17 protein-coding genes and 1 pseudogene are annotated in these 17,270 nt (G+C 68.0%); 10 read left to right on the forward strand and 8 right to left on the reverse strand.

The window, feature by feature from the left end; genetic code table 11:
* Window positions 1-30: 30 nt before the first annotated feature.
* Window positions 31-912 (reverse strand): 3-keto-5-aminohexanoate cleavage protein, encoded by an 882-nt coding sequence (locus K206_RS0101915; protein WP_020200717.1) that lies wholly within the window; start codon window positions 910-912, stop codon window positions 31-33.
* Window positions 913-1,188: 276 nt separating this feature from the next.
* Between K206_RS0101915 and nanR the strand changes: the two genes are divergently transcribed.
* Window positions 1,189-1,908 (forward strand): transcriptional regulator NanR, encoded by a 720-nt coding sequence (gene nanR, locus K206_RS0101920; protein WP_020200718.1) that lies wholly within the window; start codon window positions 1,189-1,191, stop codon window positions 1,906-1,908.
* Between the two features lie 90 nt (window positions 1,909-1,998).
* On the opposite strand, the gene K206_RS0101925 is transcribed toward nanR, so the two are convergent.
* The gene (locus K206_RS0101925) at window positions 1,999-2,742 is read right to left on the reverse strand and encodes an SDR family oxidoreductase (protein ID WP_020200719.1); all 744 of its coding nucleotides are present in this window, start codon (window positions 2,740-2,742) and stop codon (window positions 1,999-2,001) included.
* Window positions 2,743-2,859: 117 nt separating this feature from the next.
* Between K206_RS0101925 and K206_RS0101930 the strand changes: the two genes are divergently transcribed.
* Window positions 2,860-3,804, forward strand: a complete 945-nt coding sequence (locus K206_RS0101930; protein WP_020200720.1) for an AraC family transcriptional regulator — start codon at window positions 2,860-2,862, stop codon at window positions 3,802-3,804.
* A 40-nt stretch (window positions 3,805-3,844) separates the two neighbouring features.
* Here the strand turns inward: K206_RS0101930 and K206_RS0101935 are convergent, their stop codons facing one another.
* Complete coding sequence (locus tag K206_RS0101935; protein ID WP_020200721.1) at window positions 3,845-4,186, reverse strand: zinc ribbon domain-containing protein YjdM; 342 nt, start codon at window positions 4,184-4,186, stop codon at window positions 3,845-3,847.
* Window positions 4,187-4,459: 273 nt separating this feature from the next.
* Between K206_RS0101935 and K206_RS0101940 the strand changes: the two genes are divergently transcribed.
* Together K206_RS0101940 and K206_RS0101945 are read left to right on the forward strand one after the other, a co-directional pair.
* Complete coding sequence (locus tag K206_RS0101940) at window positions 4,460-4,918, forward strand: MarR family winged helix-turn-helix transcriptional regulator (RefSeq protein WP_029043119.1); 459 nt, start codon at window positions 4,460-4,462, stop codon at window positions 4,916-4,918.
* 32 nt (window positions 4,919-4,950) lie between these two features.
* Entirely contained in the window at window positions 4,951-6,549 is a 1,599-nt protein-coding gene (locus K206_RS0101945; RefSeq protein WP_020200723.1) for an MFS transporter, read from the forward strand.
* Window positions 6,550-6,614: 65 nt separating this feature from the next.
* Here K206_RS0101945 and K206_RS0101950 read toward each other — a convergent pair whose 3' ends face one another.
* Window positions 6,615-7,583, reverse strand: coding sequence for a LysR family transcriptional regulator (locus K206_RS0101950; protein ID WP_081651292.1), 969 nt, complete (start codon window positions 7,581-7,583; stop codon window positions 6,615-6,617).
* A gap of 191 nt (window positions 7,584-7,774) precedes the next feature.
* On the opposite strand from K206_RS0101950, the gene K206_RS0101955 reads away from it, so the two are divergent.
* The 5 genes from K206_RS0101955 (at window position 7,775) to K206_RS0101975 (ending at window position 15,053) form a co-directional block, all read left to right on the forward strand.
* Window positions 7,775-8,578 (forward strand): alpha/beta hydrolase, encoded by an 804-nt coding sequence (locus K206_RS0101955; RefSeq protein WP_020200725.1) that lies wholly within the window; start codon window positions 7,775-7,777, stop codon window positions 8,576-8,578.
* Window positions 8,579-8,626: 48 nt separating this feature from the next.
* Complete coding sequence (locus tag K206_RS37330) at window positions 8,627-9,853, forward strand: efflux RND transporter periplasmic adaptor subunit (RefSeq protein WP_020200726.1); 1,227 nt, start codon at window positions 8,627-8,629, stop codon at window positions 9,851-9,853.
* 4 nt (window positions 9,854-9,857) lie between these two features.
* Window positions 9,858-13,022, forward strand: coding sequence for an efflux RND transporter permease subunit (locus K206_RS0101965; RefSeq protein ID WP_020200727.1), 3,165 nt, complete (start codon window positions 9,858-9,860; stop codon window positions 13,020-13,022).
* Window positions 13,009-14,469: an efflux transporter outer membrane subunit gene (locus tag K206_RS0101970; RefSeq protein ID WP_029043122.1), complete on the forward strand. Its 1,461-nt coding sequence runs from the start codon at window positions 13,009-13,011 to the stop codon at window positions 14,467-14,469. The genes K206_RS0101965 and K206_RS0101970 overlap by 14 nt, the downstream gene beginning before the upstream one ends.
* A gap of 191 nt (window positions 14,470-14,660) precedes the next feature.
* The gene (locus K206_RS0101975; RefSeq protein ID WP_020200729.1) at window positions 14,661-15,053 is read left to right on the forward strand and encodes a hypothetical protein; all 393 of its coding nucleotides are present in this window, start codon (window positions 14,661-14,663) and stop codon (window positions 15,051-15,053) included.
* An 81-nt stretch (window positions 15,054-15,134) separates the two neighbouring features.
* Here K206_RS0101975 and K206_RS42570 read toward each other — a convergent pair whose 3' ends face one another.
* From K206_RS42570 to K206_RS42575, 4 genes are all read right to left on the reverse strand, one after another.
* On the reverse strand, window positions 15,135-15,584 hold the full coding sequence (locus K206_RS42570) for a hypothetical protein (RefSeq protein WP_155887912.1): 450 nt from the start codon (window positions 15,582-15,584) through the stop codon (window positions 15,135-15,137).
* Window positions 15,578-16,171, reverse strand: a complete 594-nt coding sequence (locus tag K206_RS0101980) for a peptidoglycan recognition family protein (protein WP_020200730.1) — start codon at window positions 16,169-16,171, stop codon at window positions 15,578-15,580. Before K206_RS0101980 ends, K206_RS42570 begins: the two co-directional genes overlap by 7 nt.
* A gap of 17 nt (window positions 16,172-16,188) precedes the next feature.
* Window positions 16,189-16,671: a type VI secretion system tube protein Hcp gene (locus K206_RS0101985; RefSeq protein ID WP_020200731.1), complete on the reverse strand. Its 483-nt coding sequence runs from the start codon at window positions 16,669-16,671 to the stop codon at window positions 16,189-16,191.
* 73 nt (window positions 16,672-16,744) lie between these two features.
* On the reverse strand, window positions 16,745-16,981 hold the full coding sequence (locus K206_RS42575) for a hypothetical protein (RefSeq protein WP_155887913.1): 237 nt from the start codon (window positions 16,979-16,981) through the stop codon (window positions 16,745-16,747).
* Here K206_RS42575 and K206_RS0101990 point away from each other — a divergent pair.
* A pseudogene (locus K206_RS0101990) lies at window positions 16,980-17,270 on the forward strand (GGDEF domain-containing protein); the annotation flags it as partial. The gene K206_RS42575 and the pseudogene K206_RS0101990 sit on opposite strands and share 2 nt — an antisense overlap.

The raw sequence follows: 17,270 nt of genomic DNA on the forward strand, positions 1-17,270 counted from the left end.
TGTCTTGTCTCCTTTATTTTGATTTGCTGCCTATGCCATGCGGAACATCTCGCGGGTTTCGGCGGGCGTGGCGATCTCGCGTCCCATCATCCTGGCGATCTTCGCGAAATGGTGGATCACGTCGCCGTTGTTGGGCGTGCCGAGTTCCGGCCAGCCGTAGTCGCCAAGGCCGATCGCGATGTGGCCGTCGAGCTCCATCGCCGCCACCGCCGGCGCGGTGGGATTGCCGATCTTGTTGCACACGGTCCATTCCAGCGGCGCCTTGGGCAGGAACGGCAGATGCGCGTAGAGGCCCTGGATGGTGCCGGGGTGGCCGCCCAGGATGCCGTGGTCGGTCAGCTCGAACATGAAGTACGGCGTGTCCTTCACCAGCCCCATGTCGCGCAGCGCGCTGAAGCAGCGCGTAAACGCCACCGTCCAGCTCACGAACTGCGGCTTGACGCCGAGCTCGGGCAGGCGCCGCGCGAATGCCTCGAGGATCCTGGTCTCGTTCTTGTAGGTCAGATGGCCCGTCAGGTAGCGGTTCGCGATGTAGTCGAAGCGGTCGATGTTGGTGCTGCCGCAGTCGATCGGCGCCAGGTCGGGCTGCGTTTCCGGCGACTGCGCGAGCACCTCGATATGGGCGAGCCGGCTCATCTCGCCTTCGTTGGAAATCTGGCCGAGCGTCGGGAACACCAAGCAGTCGCAGTTGGCGCGGATGGCACGGATGCAGGCGGCAAAAGTCTCCGCGTCGTGGGCCGGCTTGCCGTCGGGCTGCCGCGCGTGGAAATGGATGATGCTGGCCCCGGCCTCTCGCGCCTTGGCGGCCTCCCGTCCGATCTCCTCCGGGGTGTAGGGGATGTTCGGATTTTCGGACCTGGGCATGTACTCGTTGATACGTGCCTCGATGATCAGTTTCTTCCGCGCTTTCATGCCGTCTCCAATGCGTTCGAGCGTCTGTTAATCGGACTTGTTCGGACCTATCAGACCACATCCTATCCACCTATCAGACCAAACGCCAGGGATCTTTGCGCAAAACCGGGTATACCCTCGGGCGGACGGAAAGGAAGCGGTTTCGCGTGGCGCATCGTCCGCCGGATGGCCGTGGCGGCGCGCGCGGCCTGGCGCGGAACCACGGCGCCGGGCAGGCCCACAGAAGGTTGGGCCTATGGTCTAATAGGCAGACAGCCGACCTAGTTACCGCACAAGATGCAATCTTCGATCCCCAACCAGCCGATTCGCCGCAAGAAGCTCTACGAAGAGGTCGCGTCGCGCCTCGAATCGATGATGCTCAGCGGCGTGCTGCGCCCGGGCGACACCCTCCCCCCCGAGCGCGAGCTGATGGACACGTTCGAGGTAGGCCGCTCGTCCATCCGGGAAGCCTTGTTCGCGCTGCAAAAGATGGGGCTGGTCGTGATCCGCAACGGCGAGCGCGCCTATGTCACGCGGCCGTCCGCCGACGCCCTCGTGGGAGAGCTGTCGGGCGCGGTGCGCCATCTGCTGTCGACCGCGGAAGGCGTGCGGGACTTCCAGCAGGCGCGGACCATGCACGAGATTTCGCTGGTGCGCTACGCCGCGCAGCACGCCTCGGCCGACGACATCGCGGCGCTCGGGCAGGCGCTCGAAGCCAACCGGAACGCGCTGGGCAACGCCGCGGAATTCACCAGGACCGACGTCGAATTCCATCTGGCCATTGCCAGGATTCCGAACAATCCCATTTTCCTGGCGCTGCATACCGCGATGGCCCGCTGGCTCGAAGAACAGCGCGCGACCTCCCTGCAATCGGCCGGCGCCGAGCAGGCCGCCTTCCGGGCCCATGAGCGCATCCACGCGGCCATCGCCGCGCACCAGCCGGACGCGGCGGAAACCGCGATGCTGGAGCATCTGCGCGAAGTCGAGTCGCATTACTGGGCGGCGAAGACGGCCTAGCGCAAACGGCGGCCTGTCCCGGCGGGCAAGCCGAGACCGGATGCCGCCACCACCGCCACGCGCCGGCCCCTTCTCTGCAATTGCCGCCGTCTACCTCGAATTGGCCAGTGCCACCGCATCGGCGCCCGCCGGAAACCGAAGCAGCCCGGACTTGTCGTTCGCCGCGCGCCACACCGCCTCGGCCACCTCGGCCTCGGTGGTCAGCGCGGCCGGCTGCGCCAGTGCGGCGAAGATGCGCTGCGCGGCGGGCGCGTAGGCTTCGGGAACGAGGCCGGCCATGCGCGCGCCGCCGTTGGCGGTGAAGCGCGTGCCCGGCCCGTAGCCCGGTTCGACCAGCTTCACGCGCACGCCGAACGCTTCGAGCTCGAACGCCAGCGACGCGGTGAACCCCTCGATGGCCGTCTTGCTCGCGGTGTAGACGGCCACCATCGGCATCGGCGCCAGCGTCGCGCTCGAAGTCACGTTCACCACCACGCCCGCGCCGCGCGCGCGGAACTCGGGCAGCACCGCCTGCGTCATCGCCATCACGCCGAAGGTGTTGGTCTCGAACACCTCGCGCACCGTGGCCATCGGGGTGGCCTCGAACGCGCCGAACAGGCCGATGCCCGCGTTGTTGACGAGCACGTCGACGGGGCCGCTCGCCTCCAGCGCGGCGGCGATGCTCGCCGGCTTCGTCACGTCGAGCGCGAGCACGCGCAGGCGGTCCGAGCGCGGCAGGACATCCTCGTCCGGCGTGCGCATGGTGGCGACGACGTTCCAGCCCTGCGCGTGGAAATGGCGCGCAGTCTCCAGGCCATAGCCGGAGGAGCAGCCGGTAATCAGCACGGTTTTCATCAGACATCCCTTGGTGGTTGCGATGTCCGCCACGATAGCGTCGGCACGGCGGACTTCCTACAATGGAAAGTCCAGATTTCGTTTGCCATCGTCCAATCCTTCCAGCCCATTCCAGCCATGAACGACCCTCTCTCGCAGGTCATCTCGCTGCTTCAGCCGCGCGCCGTGTTCTCGAAGTCCATCAGCGGCGCCGGCCGCTGGGGCGTGCGCTACGCCGACTTCGGCCAGCCGAGCTTCTGCGCCGTGCTCGAGGGAAGCTGCCGCCTCGCCGTCGACGGCCAGCCGCCCCTCACGCTCGAGGCGGGCGACTTCGTGCTGCTGCCGGCAACGCCGGGCTTCGTGCTGTCGGGCTTCGCGCCGGTGACGCCCGAGCGCATCGACCCCAAGGTAAAGCCCGCGCCGGCCGGCGAAGTCCGCCACGGCACACGCGGCGGGCGCCCCGACGTGCGGCTGCTCGGCGGCTATTTCGTCTTCGATTCGTCCGATGCGGAGCTGCTGGTGCCGCTGCTGCCGGCGCTCGTGCACGTGCGCGGCGCCGCGCGGCTGTCGGTGCTGGTGCGCCTAGTCGGCGAGGAGGCGGGGGAACGGCGCTCGGGCCGCGAGCTCGTGCTCACGCGCCTGGTGGAAGTGCTGCTCATCGAAGCGCTGCGCGCGACCTCGGGCGACGACGCGCCGCCCGGATTGCTGCGCGGCCTGGCCGACGCGCGGCTCGGCCAGGCGCTGCGCCACATGCACGCCGATCCCGCGCGCCCGTGGACGGTGGCGCAGCTCGCCAGGAAAGCCGCGCTGTCGCGCTCGGCATTCTTCGAGCGCTTCCTGCGCGCCGTGGGCATGCCGCCGATGGAATACCTGCTCGCCTGGCGCATGGCGGTGGCCAAGGACCTGCTGCGCCGCCACGACTGCGGCATCGCCGAGGTCGCCGAGCGCGTCGGCTACGGCTCGGCCAGCACCTTCAGCACCGCGTTCAGCCGGCACGTGGGCCAGCCGCCGGGCCGTTTCGCGCGCGAGCGCCAGGGCATCGGCGGCATCGACCTTCCGGCGGACCTGCGCCGGCAGGAATGACCGCCCCCGCAGCCGCCACGCGCCATGCGCGCGAGCGCGATCAGGCCTTCCTGACGAACTCCGACTTCAGGCTCATCGAGCCAAAGCCGTCGATCTTGCAATCGATGTCGTGATCGCTGTCCACCAGCCGGATGTTCTTCACCTTGGTGCCCATCTTGACCACGCCGGCCGAGCCCTTCAGCTTCAGGTCCTTGATGACGGTGACGGTATCGCCGTCCTGCAGGACATTGCCGGCCGCGTCGCGATAGACCCGCTCGCCGGTCTCGGCCGGCGCGGCGGCTTGCGCCGACCATTCATGCGCGCATTCCGGGCAGATGTAGACGCCGCCGTCCTCATACGTGAACTCGGAGTTGCATTTCGGGCAAGAGGGCAATGTGCTCATGGGTCATCCTTGGGCCTGGCGGCGACAATGAAAACGCGGAAGTATAGCGCCGACCGGGGGCTGGCCCGTGTCGCCGCGCGTCCGGCCGCGGCGCTGGTTGCGCCAATCAGGCTGGCCACTGACGCTTCCTGCGGGACTGCACTCATCTACAAATGCGGCGCCGGTCCTCGCCGCCGGCACCGGGCACGCGCGGCGAAATCCCTTGACTCCCCCAATACGGGCATATACCCTCTTAAAAGGTGCATATACACCTAACCGCACCCGACCGGATACATGACAAGCTCCCCAGACATCCCGGAAGCCAGCCCGTGCAACTGCACGGCCATGCGCAAGGCCTCCAGGCGGCTGTCGCAGATGTATGACAATGCGCTGGCGCCGACCGGCCTGAAGTCCACCCAGTACTCCATCCTGGCCGAGATCAGGCGGCGCGGCGAGCCGCCGACCATGCGCGAGCTGGCCGACGCGATGGTCATGGACCGCTCCACTCTGGGCCACAACCTGGGGCCGCTGGAGCGCGACGGCCTGGTCGCGCTGGCGGCCAGCGAGACGGACCGCCGCAGCAAGCATGTGGTCCTTACCGCGCAGGGACGCGCCAGGCTCGCCGAAGCGCGGCGGCTCTGGCAGGCAGTACAGAAGCGCTTCGAGCAGCGTTTCGGCGTGGCGGAAGCGGCGGCGCTGCGCGCGGTGCTGCTCGACATCGCCGCCGACGAGACCCTCGTCAACCCGGCCTAGAACGGTCCCACCCCACATTGAAAAAGGCCGCCATGGTCACGGATGCAAAGCGGCCCGAGCCCGACGAGGCGGCCGCAGACAAGAAGAAGAAATTCCTGGTCCTGCTGACGGCGGGACTGGTGTCTTCGCTGATCATGCTGGACTCCAACATCGTGGCGGTCTCGCTGCCGTCGATCGCGAAGACGCTGGGGGCGAACTTCACCGAGATCGAATGGGTGGTGAGCGCCTACGTGCTCACCTTCGCCGCGCTGCTGCTGGCGGCGGGCTCGTATGCGGACCGGCACGGGCGCAAGCTCGCCACGCTGATCGGGCTGGCCGTCTTCACGGTGGCGTCCGGCCTGTGCGGGCTGGCGTCGACCGCCCTGATGCTGAACCTGGCGCGCGCGCTGCAGGGCATCGGCGCGAGCCTGCTGCTGACCGCCTCGCTGGCCATCATCAACCACGCCTTCGCCGGCGCCGAGCGCGCGCGGGCCTATGCGTTCTGGGGCGCGTGCCTGGGCATCGCCATCACGGGCGGGCCCGTCGTGGGCGGCGTGATCACCGATCTGTTCGGCTGGCGCTGGGCTTTCCTCATCAACCTGCCGATCTGCACGGTGCTCTTTGTCGCGGCCGCCGCGGTGCTGACCGAATCGCGCGACCCGGACGCCAAGCGGCTCGACCTCGCCGGCATCCTGACCTTCAGCAGCGGGCTTTTCCTGCTGATCTGGGCGCTGATCGACGGCACCGGCGCGGGCTGGACCTCGGCGGCGATCCTGGGCCGGATCGCGGGCTCGGCCGCGCTGCTGTCCGCCTTCGTCGCGATCGAGCTGCGGCAGGCGCGGCCGATGGTCGATTTCCGCCTGTTCCGGCAGCCGACGTTCCTTGGCGCCGCGTTCGCCATGCTCGGTTATGCCGCGGGCGCGCAGGTGCTGATCTTCTTCCTGCCGCTATACCTGCAGAACACCTACGGTTTCGCGCCCGCGGCGGCGGGCCTGGCGATGCTGCCGTTCGCGCTGCCGATGTTCCTCACGCCGCGGCTCGGCGCGGGGCTGGCGACGCGCCATTCGGGCCGGACGCTGCTTGCGCTCGGACTGGCGACCACCGTGGGCGGCGACCTGCTGCTGTGGGCGTTCGCCTCCGCGCACGCGGCGTATCCGCTGTTCGTCGCCAGCATGCTGGTGGCCGGCGCGGGCGCCGGGCTGCTCAACAGCGAAACGGCCAAGGTCATGCAGGGCGCGGTGCCGGTGCAGCGCGCCGGCATGGCGTCGGGGCTGTCGGCGACCACGCGCTTCGTCGGACTGCTGCTCGGCGTGGCCGGCCTCGGCGCGGTCCTGTCGCACGGCGTCACGCAGCGCTTCGTGGCGGCCGGCGCGGCGCTGGGGCTGGATCCCGGCGTGGCGGCGGCAGCCGCAAGGCGCGTGGCTTCCGGCGACACGGCGGGCGTCCTCGGTGCCGTGCCCGCCGGATTGCAGGCGCAGGTGCATGCCGCGGCCGCCGGCGCGTTCGCCGGCGGCTTCGCCGCGGCGAGCCTCGTTGCCGCGGCGGTGGCGGCCATTGCCGGCGTGCTGGCGTTCGCGCTGGTGCGGGAGGCCGATACGGCGCCGGTCAAGGGCGCCGGCGCGGGAGCCAACCTCGTCGCGGCGATGGAGTAGCGGCGCGGCGGGCGCCGGCCCGCGTTGGCCCGCATGGCCCGTGTTGGCCCGTACCGCATCCGCCTCTACGCGGGCCGCGGCTCGGTCATCGCCAGCAGCGTCGGGTCCGCGGGCATCGTGGCGCAGTCGTCGCCCACCAGCGGACATTCCTCGAACACCAGCGCCACCCAGTCGACGAAGACCCGGACCTTGGGCGCGAGGTGCCGGTTCTGCGGATAGACGATCGAGATCGGCAGCGAGCGCGGGCGCCATTGCGGCAGGATCTCCACCAGCGCGCCCGATTGCAGATATTCCTTGAGCATGAAGCGCGGCGCCTGCAGCAATCCGGTGCCGCTCAATCCATAAGTGACGTAGGAATCGGCATCGTTGAAGCTGACTTTTCCGGGCATGCGGATTTCCGTCATTTCCCCGTTCACCATAAAAGCCAGGTCGATTATCCGGCCGGTTCTATTGGATACATAGTGAATGGCGGTATGGTGCTGCAAATCGGACAAAGTGCGCGGAATACCGTATTGCGCCAGATAAGCCGGCGACGCCACCGTGGAAAACCGCATTTCGCCCAGCCGGCGCGCAATCAGGCTGGAATCGTCGAGCTCGCCGACGCGGATGGCGCAGTCCACGCCGTCCTGGATCAGGTCGACGATCCGGTCGCTGTGGCTGACCATCAGGTCGATGTCGGGATAGCCGCGGTGGAACCGGTGCAGTTGCGGCGTGACCACCAGCCGGCCCAGCGTGCCCGGCATGTCCACGCGCAGCTTGCCTTTGGGGCCTTTTCCCAGCGTCGATAGCGCGACTTCCGTCTCCGCCACCTCGGCCAGGATGCGGATGCAGTGCTCGTAGTACTCGGCGCCCTCCGCGGTCAGCTTGAGCTGGCGCGTGGTCCGGTGCAGCAGGCGCACGTGCAGGTGCGCCTCCAGGTTCTTGATGATGGTGGTCGCCGATGTGCGCGACAGGTCGAGCGATTCCGCCGCGCGCGCGAAGCTGCTCATTTCCACTACGCGCGTAAATACTTCCATTGCCTGCAGGCGATCCATTTTCCTCACCGGGATGTCATGCCGGAATACGCCGCTTTCATGCAAACCCGCGCAAAAGCCGGCCACTGTTCCGTTTCGCCAAATTGTGTTGAAAGTTATTGGCGTTTATTCGTGCAAGGCAATGTACCAGAATTCGTGCATCGCAACAGTCGGCATGGGCGCATATACCGAAAGGGATTGCCCGGCTATGTATGAAGACCCTCCGCAATCCGGTCCTGAGCATCGAGAGCGCCACAATCAGTGGCCATGCCCAGCGCATTCAATTGCGCACGTACACCCCGGTGCGGGCGAACCGGTGCCTGCCCGTCGTGCTGTATTTCCACGGCGGCGGCTTCATGCACGGAGACCTCGATAGCGCCGATGTCGCCGCGCGCGCCATCGCGGGCCTCACGCCCGCCGTGGTCGTCTCGGTCGGGTATTCGCTCTCGCCGCGCTTTCCGTTTCCGGCCGCGCTCGAGGACGGCCATCTCGCGGCCGCGTGGGCGCTGGCCAACGCCAGGACGCTGGGCATCCATGCCGGGCGCATGGGCGTGGCGGGACACGACGCCGGCGGCAGCATCGCCGCGGGCATCGCCGCGATGGCGCGCGACCGCAAGGAGGTCCGCCTGGGGGCGCAGGCGCTGCTGGCGCCGCTGCTGGACCCGAGCATGACCCGCCTGGCCGACGCCAGCAAGATAGCCGCGCCGGACCTGCCCGCCAGCGAATGCGCGCTCGGCTACCGGTGCTACCTGCCCGAGGTGCGGCACCGCATGCATCCGTATGCCGCGCCGCTCGAGTCGCGCCGGCTCGCCCAGCTGCCGCCCGCGCTGATCGTGAGCGCCGGGCAGGACCTGCTACACGTGGAAGGAGAGACGTACGCCCGCGAGCTGATCGCCGCCGGCGTGCCGACCGAGACGACGCGCTATGCCGCGGCGTCGCACCGGTCGATCGCCACCGACCCGGCCGCGCTGGCCGCGGTCGCGGCCTTCTTCAGCCGGCGGCTCGCCGCGCCGTGACGACCCGTTCCCGAATCCGGTTTCCGAATCCAACTAAGGAGTAGTGAGATGCTCAGTCAGAGATCCCTGTTTCGCAAGCCGCCGGTCCTGGCCGGCATTTCGCTGGCCGTGGCCGCGGCGGTAGCCGCTATTGCCGGCCTTGCCGGCACCGAGACCAGGGCCGCGCCGTCGTCGGCGCCGCCGCCGACCGAGGTCCAGGTGCAGTCGGTGGCGCCGGAGAACGTGCGCGTCTGGTCGAGCTTCTCGGGGCGGCTCAAGGCCGTGGACGAGGCGCTGGTGCGGCCGGAGGTGAGCGGGCGGATCGTCGAGGTCCGCATCAAGGACGGCCAGACCGTGCGCGCGGGCGACGTCATGTTCGTGATCGACCCGCGCACCTACGAGGCCGCGGTGGCCAGGGCCAAGGCGGACCTCGCCGCGGCGCGCACCCGCGCGGACTTCGCCGCGACGGAATACGAGCGGGCCCGCGGCCTGATCGGCTCCGAGGCCATCCCGCGCAGCCTGTACGACCAGCGCGGCAACGAGGACCGCGTCGGCCGCGCCGCCGTGCTCGCCGCCGAGGCGGCGCTGCGCCAGGCCAGCATCAACCTGGACTACGCCTACGTCAAGGCGCCCATCGCGGGCCGCGTCAGCCGCGCCGAGATCACGCTGGGCAACCTCGTGCAGGCCGGGCCCAACGCGCCGGTGCTCACGCGCATCGTCTCCGGCGACGGCATCTACGCCGATTTCGAGGTCGACGAGCAGAGCTACATCCGCAGCATCCGCGGCCAGGCCGACACGCACAGCAAGGAACAGAAGCTGCCGGTGGAGATGACGGTGCTGGGCGACGCCGGGCACACCTACCAGGGCACCATCTACACCTTCGACAACAGCATCGACGCGGCCAGCGGCACCATCCGCGCCCGCGCGAAGTTCGCCAACGCCGACGGCGCGCTGGTGCCGGGCATGTTCGTCTCGATGCGGCTGGCCAGCGGCAGCGACACCCGCGCGCTGCTGGTGCCCGACGTGGCGCTGGGCAGCGACCAGAGCAAGAAGTTCGTCTTCGTGGTCGGCCCCGACAACAAGGTCGCCTACCGCGAAGTCACGCTCGGCGCGGGCATAGACGGCCGGCACATCGTGCTGGCCGGCCTCAACCCCGGCGACCGCGTCGTCACCAAGGGGCTGCAGTTCATCCGCCCGGACGCGGTGGTCTCGCCCACCGAAGCCGCCGCGGCGCCGCCCAAACCCGTGACCACCGCCGCGGTCCACGCGGACCCGGCCAAGAAAACGGCGGACTGATGCGATGAACCTCTCCAAATTCTTCGTCGACCGCCCCAACTTCGCGGCGGTCATCTCGATCCTCATCTTCCTCGCCGGCCTGATCGCGATCCCGCGCCTGCCGATCTCCGAGTATCCCGAAGTGGTGCCACCCTCCGTGGTGGTGCGCGCGCAGTTCCCGGGCGCCAACCCCAAGGTCATCGCCGCCACCGTGGCCACGCCGCTGGAGGAGCAGATCAACGGCGTCGAGAACATGCTCTACATGTCCTCGCAGGCCGCCAGCGACGGCGTGCTGACGCTGACCGTCACCTTCAAGCTCGGCACCGACCCGGACCTCGCCACGCAGCTCGTGCAGAACCGCGTCAACGAAGCGCTGCCGCGCCTGCCGGACGTGACGCGCCAGCTCGGCGTGAGCACGGTCAAGAGCTCGCCCGACCTGACGATGGTGGTCCACCTGGTCTCGCCGAACGACCAGTACGACATGCTGTACCTGCGCAACTACGCGCTCATCAACGTCAAGGACGAGCTGTCTAAGATCACCGGCATCGGGCAGATCAACATGTTCGGCTCGGGCAACTACGCCATGCGGGTCTGGCTCAACCCGCAGAAGATCGCCCAGCGCAACATGAACCCCGACGAGGTGGTGGCCGCCATCCGCAAGCAGAACATCCAGGTCGCGGCCGGCGTGGTCGGCGGCGCGCCGTACAAGGACAACGTCGAGATCCAGCTGCCGGTCAACGTGCAGGGCCGGCTCACCGACGTGGACCAGTTCGAGAACATCATCATCAAGCGCGAGAACGGCGTCGTCACCTACCTGCGGGACGTGGCGCGCGTGGAGATCGGCGCGTCCGAGTACGCACTGCGCGCGCTGCTCGACAACAAGCAGGCGCTGGCGCTGATCATCTTCCAGTCGCCGGGCGCCAACGCCATCGAGATCTCGAACAACGTGCGCGCCAGGATGGCGGAGCTCAGCAAGCGCTTCCCCAAGGGCCTCGAGTACCGGATCGCCTACGACCCGACCACCTTCGTGCGCGACTCCATCGACGCCGTGATCCACACGCTGCTCGAAGCCATCCTGCTGGTGGTGCTGGTGGTGATCCTGTTCCTGCAGACCTGGCGCGCGGCCATCATTCCGCTGCTCGCGGTGCCGGTCTCGGTCATCGGCACGTTCGCGGTGATGCACGGCTTCGGCTTCTCGATCAACGCGCTGTCCCTGTTCGGGCTGGTGCTGGCCATCGGCATCGTGGTGGACGACGCCATCGTGGTGGTGGAGAACGTCGAGCGCAACATCGCCGGCGGTCTCCGGCCGCGGGAAGCCACCATCAAGGCCATGAAGGAAGTGACCGGCCCGATCATCGCCATCGCGCTGGTGCTGTGCGCGGTGTTCGTGCCGATCGCCTTCATCAGCGGGCTGACCGGCCAGTTCTACCGCCAGTTCGCGCTGACCATCGCCTTCTCGACGGTGATCTCGGCCTTCAACTCGCTGACGCTGTCGCCGGCGCTGGCGGCCCTGCTGCTGCGCTCGCACGACGCGCCCAAGGACGGCCTCACGCGCTTCATGGACCGCTGCCTGGGCGGCTTCTTCGCGCGCTTCAACCGGATCTTCCAGCGCGGCTCGGAGAACTACAGCAGCGGCGTGACCCGCGCGCTGCACCGCAAGCGCGGCTCGCTGCTGATCTACGCCGTGCTGCTCGGCGCCACCGTGTTCGGCTTCAGCCACGTGCCGACCGGCTTCGTGCCAATCCAGGACAAGGGCTACCTGGTCAACCTGATCCAGTTGCCCGACGGCGCCACGCTCGACCGCACCGAGGCCGTGGTGCGGCAGATGACGGACATCGCTTCCAAGGAGCCCGGCTACCGCAACGCCGTGCAGCAGCCGGGGCTGTCGCTCAACGGCTTCATCAACAGCCCGTCGGCGGCCACGGTGTTCTTCGGCGAGAAAAGCTTCGACGAGATGGGCAAGCTCGGCGTGAGCGGCCCGAGCCTGGCGCATAGCCTGCAGGCCAAGTTCGGCGCCATCAAGGATGCGTTCATCGCCGTCTTCCCGCCGCCGCCGGTGCAGGGGCTGGGCAACACGGGCGGCTTCAAGCTGCAGATCGAGGACCGCGGCGACGCCGGCTACGAGGCCCTGAGCAAGTCCGTGACCGCGGTGCTGGAGAAAGCGCGCAAGGCGCCCGAGCTGGCCGGGGTGTACACCACCTACAACGTCACCACGCCGCAGCTGTTCGCCGACGTGGACCGCACCAAGGCCGCGCAGCTCGGCGTCGACGTGGACGACGTCTTCAAGACCATGCAGATCTACCTGGGCTCGCTCTACGTGAACGACTTCAACAAGTTCGGCCGCACGTACCAGGTCATCGCGCAGGGCGACAAGGACTTCCGCTCCAGGCGCGACGACATCCTCGACCTCAAGGTGCGCAACTTCGAGGGCAAGATGGTGCCGCTCGGCGCGGTCGTCACCCTGAGCGACACCACCGGCCCGGACAGCGCGTCGCGCTACAACGGCTACCGCTCGGCGGACATCAACGGCGGCCCGGCGCCCGGCTACTCGACCGGACAGGCGCAGGCCGCCATCACGAAGATCCTGGACGACACGCTGTCCGGCGACATGGCGTTCGAATGGACCGAGCTGGCCTACCAGCAGATCCTCTCGGGCAACACCGCGCTGATCGTGTTCCCGATCTGCATCCTGCTGGTCTTCCTGGTGCTCACCGCGCAGTACGAGAGCGTGTTCCTGCCGCTGGCGATCATCCTGATCGTGCCGATGTGCCTGTTCTCCGCGATCACGGGCGTGTGGCTCACGGGCGGGGACAACAACCTGTTCACGCAGATCGGCTTCTTCGTGCTGATCGGGCTGGCGTGCAAGAACGCCATCCTGATCGGCGAGTTCGCCCGCGAGCTGGAGATACACGGCAAGTCCACCTACGAGGCGGCGATCGAGGCGGCGCACCTGCGCCTGCGCCCGATCCTGATGACCTCCATCGCGTTCATCGCGGGCGTGCTGCCGCTGGTGCTGTCGCACGGCGCCGGCGCGGAAATGCGGCATGCGATGGGCGTGGCGGTCTTCTTCGGGATGATCGGCGTGACGTTCTTCGGCCTCTTCCTGACTCCCATTTTCTACGTGCTGGCCCGCGGCCTGGAGAAGCGCCTCACGAAAACCGAAAAGGTACATCACCATGTTGAAGACTAATGTGATGGCGGCGCTCGCCGCCGCCGCGCTGCTGGCCGCCTCCCTGGCCGCGTGCACGAGCCCGGTCGGGCCGCAGCCGTCGGGCATCGACACAGCCGCGTCATGGAGCCGGCTCGAGGGCGGCAAGGACGGTGGCAAGGATGGCGCCAACGACGGCAAGGCCGCCGGCGCGGCGCTCCTGGTGGCGAGCGCCGACGCCGAGGTCGACCAGCAATGGTGGGGCCGCTTCCGCGACCCCACGCTCGACGCGCTGGTCCGCGAAGCGCTCGACCACAACAAGACGCTGAAGATTGCCAGGGCGCGCGTCGACGAAGCGCGCGCCGGGCGCTTGCTGGCGCAGTCCGCGCTGGCGCCGCAGATCAACGCCGAGGCCAGCAGCGAGCGCGGCAACCGCGGCTTCCTCACCAGCGACAAGGCCGTGACCATCAACCAGGTGGACATCGCCGCGACCTGGGAGCTCGACCTGTTCGGGCGCAACCAGGCGCGCGCCGCGCAGGCCGGCGCCATCCTGCAGTCAGCCGAGGCGAGCCGGCAGGCCGTGCGGGTGGCGCTGCTGGCCGAGGTGGCGCGCACCTACTTCGACCTGGGCAATTACGCGCGCCAGATCGAGCTGACGCGCAACAACCTCGCCACCCAGCGCAAGACGCTCAGCCTGATCCAGGCCCAGTTCCAGGGCGCGATGGCGAGCAACTTCGACGTGCAGCGCGCGGCGGCGCAGGTCTCCGCGACCGAAGCGCTGATCCCCGCGCTGCAGACCGGCTATGACCAGTCGGTCAACCGGCTGGCGAGCCTGCTCGGGCGCACGCCGGAATCGATGGGCGGGATGTTCGACGGCGCCGCCGCGGCGCGCGCGACCGTACCGCCGCTCGACAACGGCATCCTGGTCTCGGCCCCCGCCAGGGTGCTGGCCGAGCGCCCCGACGTGCGCGTGGCCGAGCGCAGCTTCGCCGCCAGCATCTCCGGGCGGAAGGCGGCGGTCGCCGAGCTGTTCCCCAACATCTCGCTGACCGCGCTGTTCGGTGCGCAGAACGCCACGCCGTTCTCGTCCACGCCCTGGGGCATCGGCGCGGGCCTGGTCCAGCCGATCCTGAACTTCGGCCGCATCTCGTCGCAGATCGACGCGGCCGACGCGCGCCAGCAGCAGGCCTTCCTCGGCTACCAGCAGACCGTGCTGGAGGCGCTCGAAGACATGGAGAACGCGCTGTCCGGCTACCTCAACGAGAACACGCGCAACGCCTCGCTCTCGGCCGGGGTGGCGCAGAACCGCAAGGCGGTCGAGCTGGCCAGGATGCAGTTCAGCCACGGCTACGTCGGCCTGCTCGACGTGCTGGTCGCCGAACGGGACCTGCTCGACGCCGAATCGAAGCAGGCCGCCTCGGATGCGAGCCTGCGCAAGGACCTCGTGCGCATCTTCGCGGCGGCGGGCGGCGGCTGGCGCGACCAATAGCGGCGCGCCGGCCGGCGCGAATCCCGGGCGCGGGGATGGATTGCCATCCCCGCGCTGGCATTGGCCGCCGCGCCCGGCGCCGGACCCAGTCCTCACACACCGGCCGATTCCGCCCTTCCCTCCGCCAGCCGGTCTGCTAATCTTTATTGCGGCGCAACGTCCGCCGTGTCCGGCTGAATACAGGAGGGAAAATGTTTCCGTGGATCTGGCTGTGGTCTCCCAACCTTCACTTCCCCTGGAGCGGCTCAGTCGCCCAGCGCATCGACCCCGACCTGCTGTTCAACGCCATTTCGCCATCCGCCGGCGACGCCGACATCGAACGGCGGGCCTTCCACATCGCCTCCTACGGGCGCCAGCTCGGCCTCATCACCGAAGTGCTGCTGCACGCGGTGGACCCCGCCGCCATCGACCCGCAGCGCGCCGCCGACTCGCTGGAGAGACTCAAGCGCATCCGCGACGAAATCGAATGGCTCAAGACCGACGACGGCACGCTGTCATCGGACGCGCTGCTCGGGCATCTGGCCCGGCTCAGGACGGAGAACCCGGCTGAATTCACGCGGGTGTTGAGGATTGCGAACGGGTGAGTGTCGGGGCGGCCGGTGCGGCAGGCGTGCCGGCGAGGAGAAGGAGACCCGGCGATGCCGCCGGGATCGACGGCCGGGCTCTCAGCACCCGGGTTCGTCGCCGAGGCCATATGTGCAGGCGAATGGGTCATGCCATTTGTTTCTCTTGTACAGAAGATGTACTCCGCCGCCGCCCGCCCACTCGAGTCCCGCCGAACCACTCGAATAGAGGATCCACTCGCCGCCAAAGCCATCGGCAAATTCGACTGTCCCGGTTGCGTAGCAAGGCGAGTAGCGGTCGTGATTCAACACAAAGCCTGGCACCGGATATGCCTTGGAGAAATAGGCCCTGACCTGGGCAGGCGTGGGCTTGAACCGCCCGCATTCCCTGATGAGCATTGGATCTTCGCCATCCTTTGTCCCCTGTACCATGCCGGTCTGATTGATGACGACCGACCGGACATTTCTTGCATGGCTATCGAAAGAAACCACGCACAGAAAAGCCGCCAGCACTGCCGCGAGTCTGCCGCTGCCGAATTGACCCTTTACCATTTTGCCGTCCTTGCTTCGGTCTCATTCTTGTAGGAAACTTCTGGATGCAAGTACACCTCGTGCATGCTTACGTCCAAGGTTTCCGCCAGTTCGGAGACAAGCCATTTCAGTGAAATACGCTGCGAATCGGTGACGTCATCGTAGATCTCCCTTCCAACCGGCCCTCTGTGGTTGCCGACCAGTTCGATGCCGATGGCATCGTCGTTGGAGGGAAATCGTCGTGGCCATTCCTTTTTCCCCTCATGCTTGTGAAGGGCGCGCACCCCACGCTTTGCGGCGGCAGCCGAAATCTCGACCGGACTGCATTTTCTTGTCTCCAGGCACCGCGAGCGCAATAGTCCGACATGGGCGGTGGCCCTGAGCAAAGAGGCCGTCTGATAGATCGTGCCATCCAGATCGATGAGGAAATGCGCACCATTGGCGCTTTTGTTCCCATAGCTGTTGAAGGTACTCTTCGCGGTCGGCGCGCCGGTCTGATGCACCACAATCCCATTCACCTTGTGCATCGGTCCGCGCTCGATCGCGGGATGGATGGCCAGCTTGACGCGCTCCGCGTCGACATGGCCTTGCTTCGAAATGAACAGCATGGCATTCCCTCCCGTGGTCAGATGGCCTTGTTGGCCTTGATGTCGTATCCCGCGCCCACCGTCCCGGCGCTGCCGCCCTGCGCGTTCTGCAGCACGTAGTCGTGCCGCACGCGGGCGAAGGACAGCCGGACCTCCTCGCGCGGCATGGCCATGTTGTGGTTGCCGGCCACGGCGACCCGCGTGACCAGCACGTCCTCCATCGTGATCTTCAGGTATTCGTGCGGCGTGCCGCCGGCCTTGCGCATGACCAGCACCGCGGTGTCGATATGTCTGCCGGCCAGGCAATACTGCACGAGGGCGGGCGTCGCCCGGTCGACGTAGTGCTCGAAGGCGAGGTCATCCACGCTGCATTTGCCGGCGCCGCCGCCGCTGCCTTCGTGCATGCTGGCCGGCTGGCTGACCGACCAGTCCCATGTCAGCACCTCGATCTCGTTCGGGTGGCGGGCATCGGCGGATTCGCCGTCGATGCCCGCCAGCTTCAGGAAAATGTCCTGGGACATGGTTGCTCCTTTCTTGCCTGCGGGTTGAGATACGGATGCCTGCCGGCGCTGCGCCAACCGGCAAAGCACGGTATCAGCGCAGGCCGCGCGCGGATATTGGACGGGTATGAAATGCCTTTCCGCGACTGCGGCCGCCCGCCCGGCGGCACGGGCGAAGCCGTCCCGGCTGGCGCGGCATGGCCCGGAACGGGCCGCCAATGCCCATCCGGTTGGGGAAATGAAAGCGCTTTCCGATAGAATCCTGCCTTTCCGATTGCTGCAACGCGAACCGGCGGCACAACGCGCGGAATTCACGGGAATCGAGGAACATGGAAACAGCGGCTTTCAGCCTGCCACGTTGGCGCTCTACGGCCTGGTTATGCGACCCGGGCGCGAACGTTCCTGAAGACATCCGCATCAAGCTGATCGGCAGCCTGTTCGGCACCCTGCCCATCTTCGCCGGCGGCGTGCTCAACACCGTCGCCGTGGCGATAGCCATCGCCTGGCGCGACCCCAGCCCGGCCTTCGTGGCCTGGGTCATCATCGAGATCCTGCTGTGCGGCACGCGGCTGGGCGTCCTGACGGCGGCGCACCGCGCGGCGACGGCGGGCCGCTCCACC

It is taken from the genome of Cupriavidus sp. WS (assembly GCF_000395345.1).
Lineage (GTDB): Bacteria > Pseudomonadota > Gammaproteobacteria > Burkholderiales > Burkholderiaceae > Cupriavidus > Cupriavidus basilensis_B.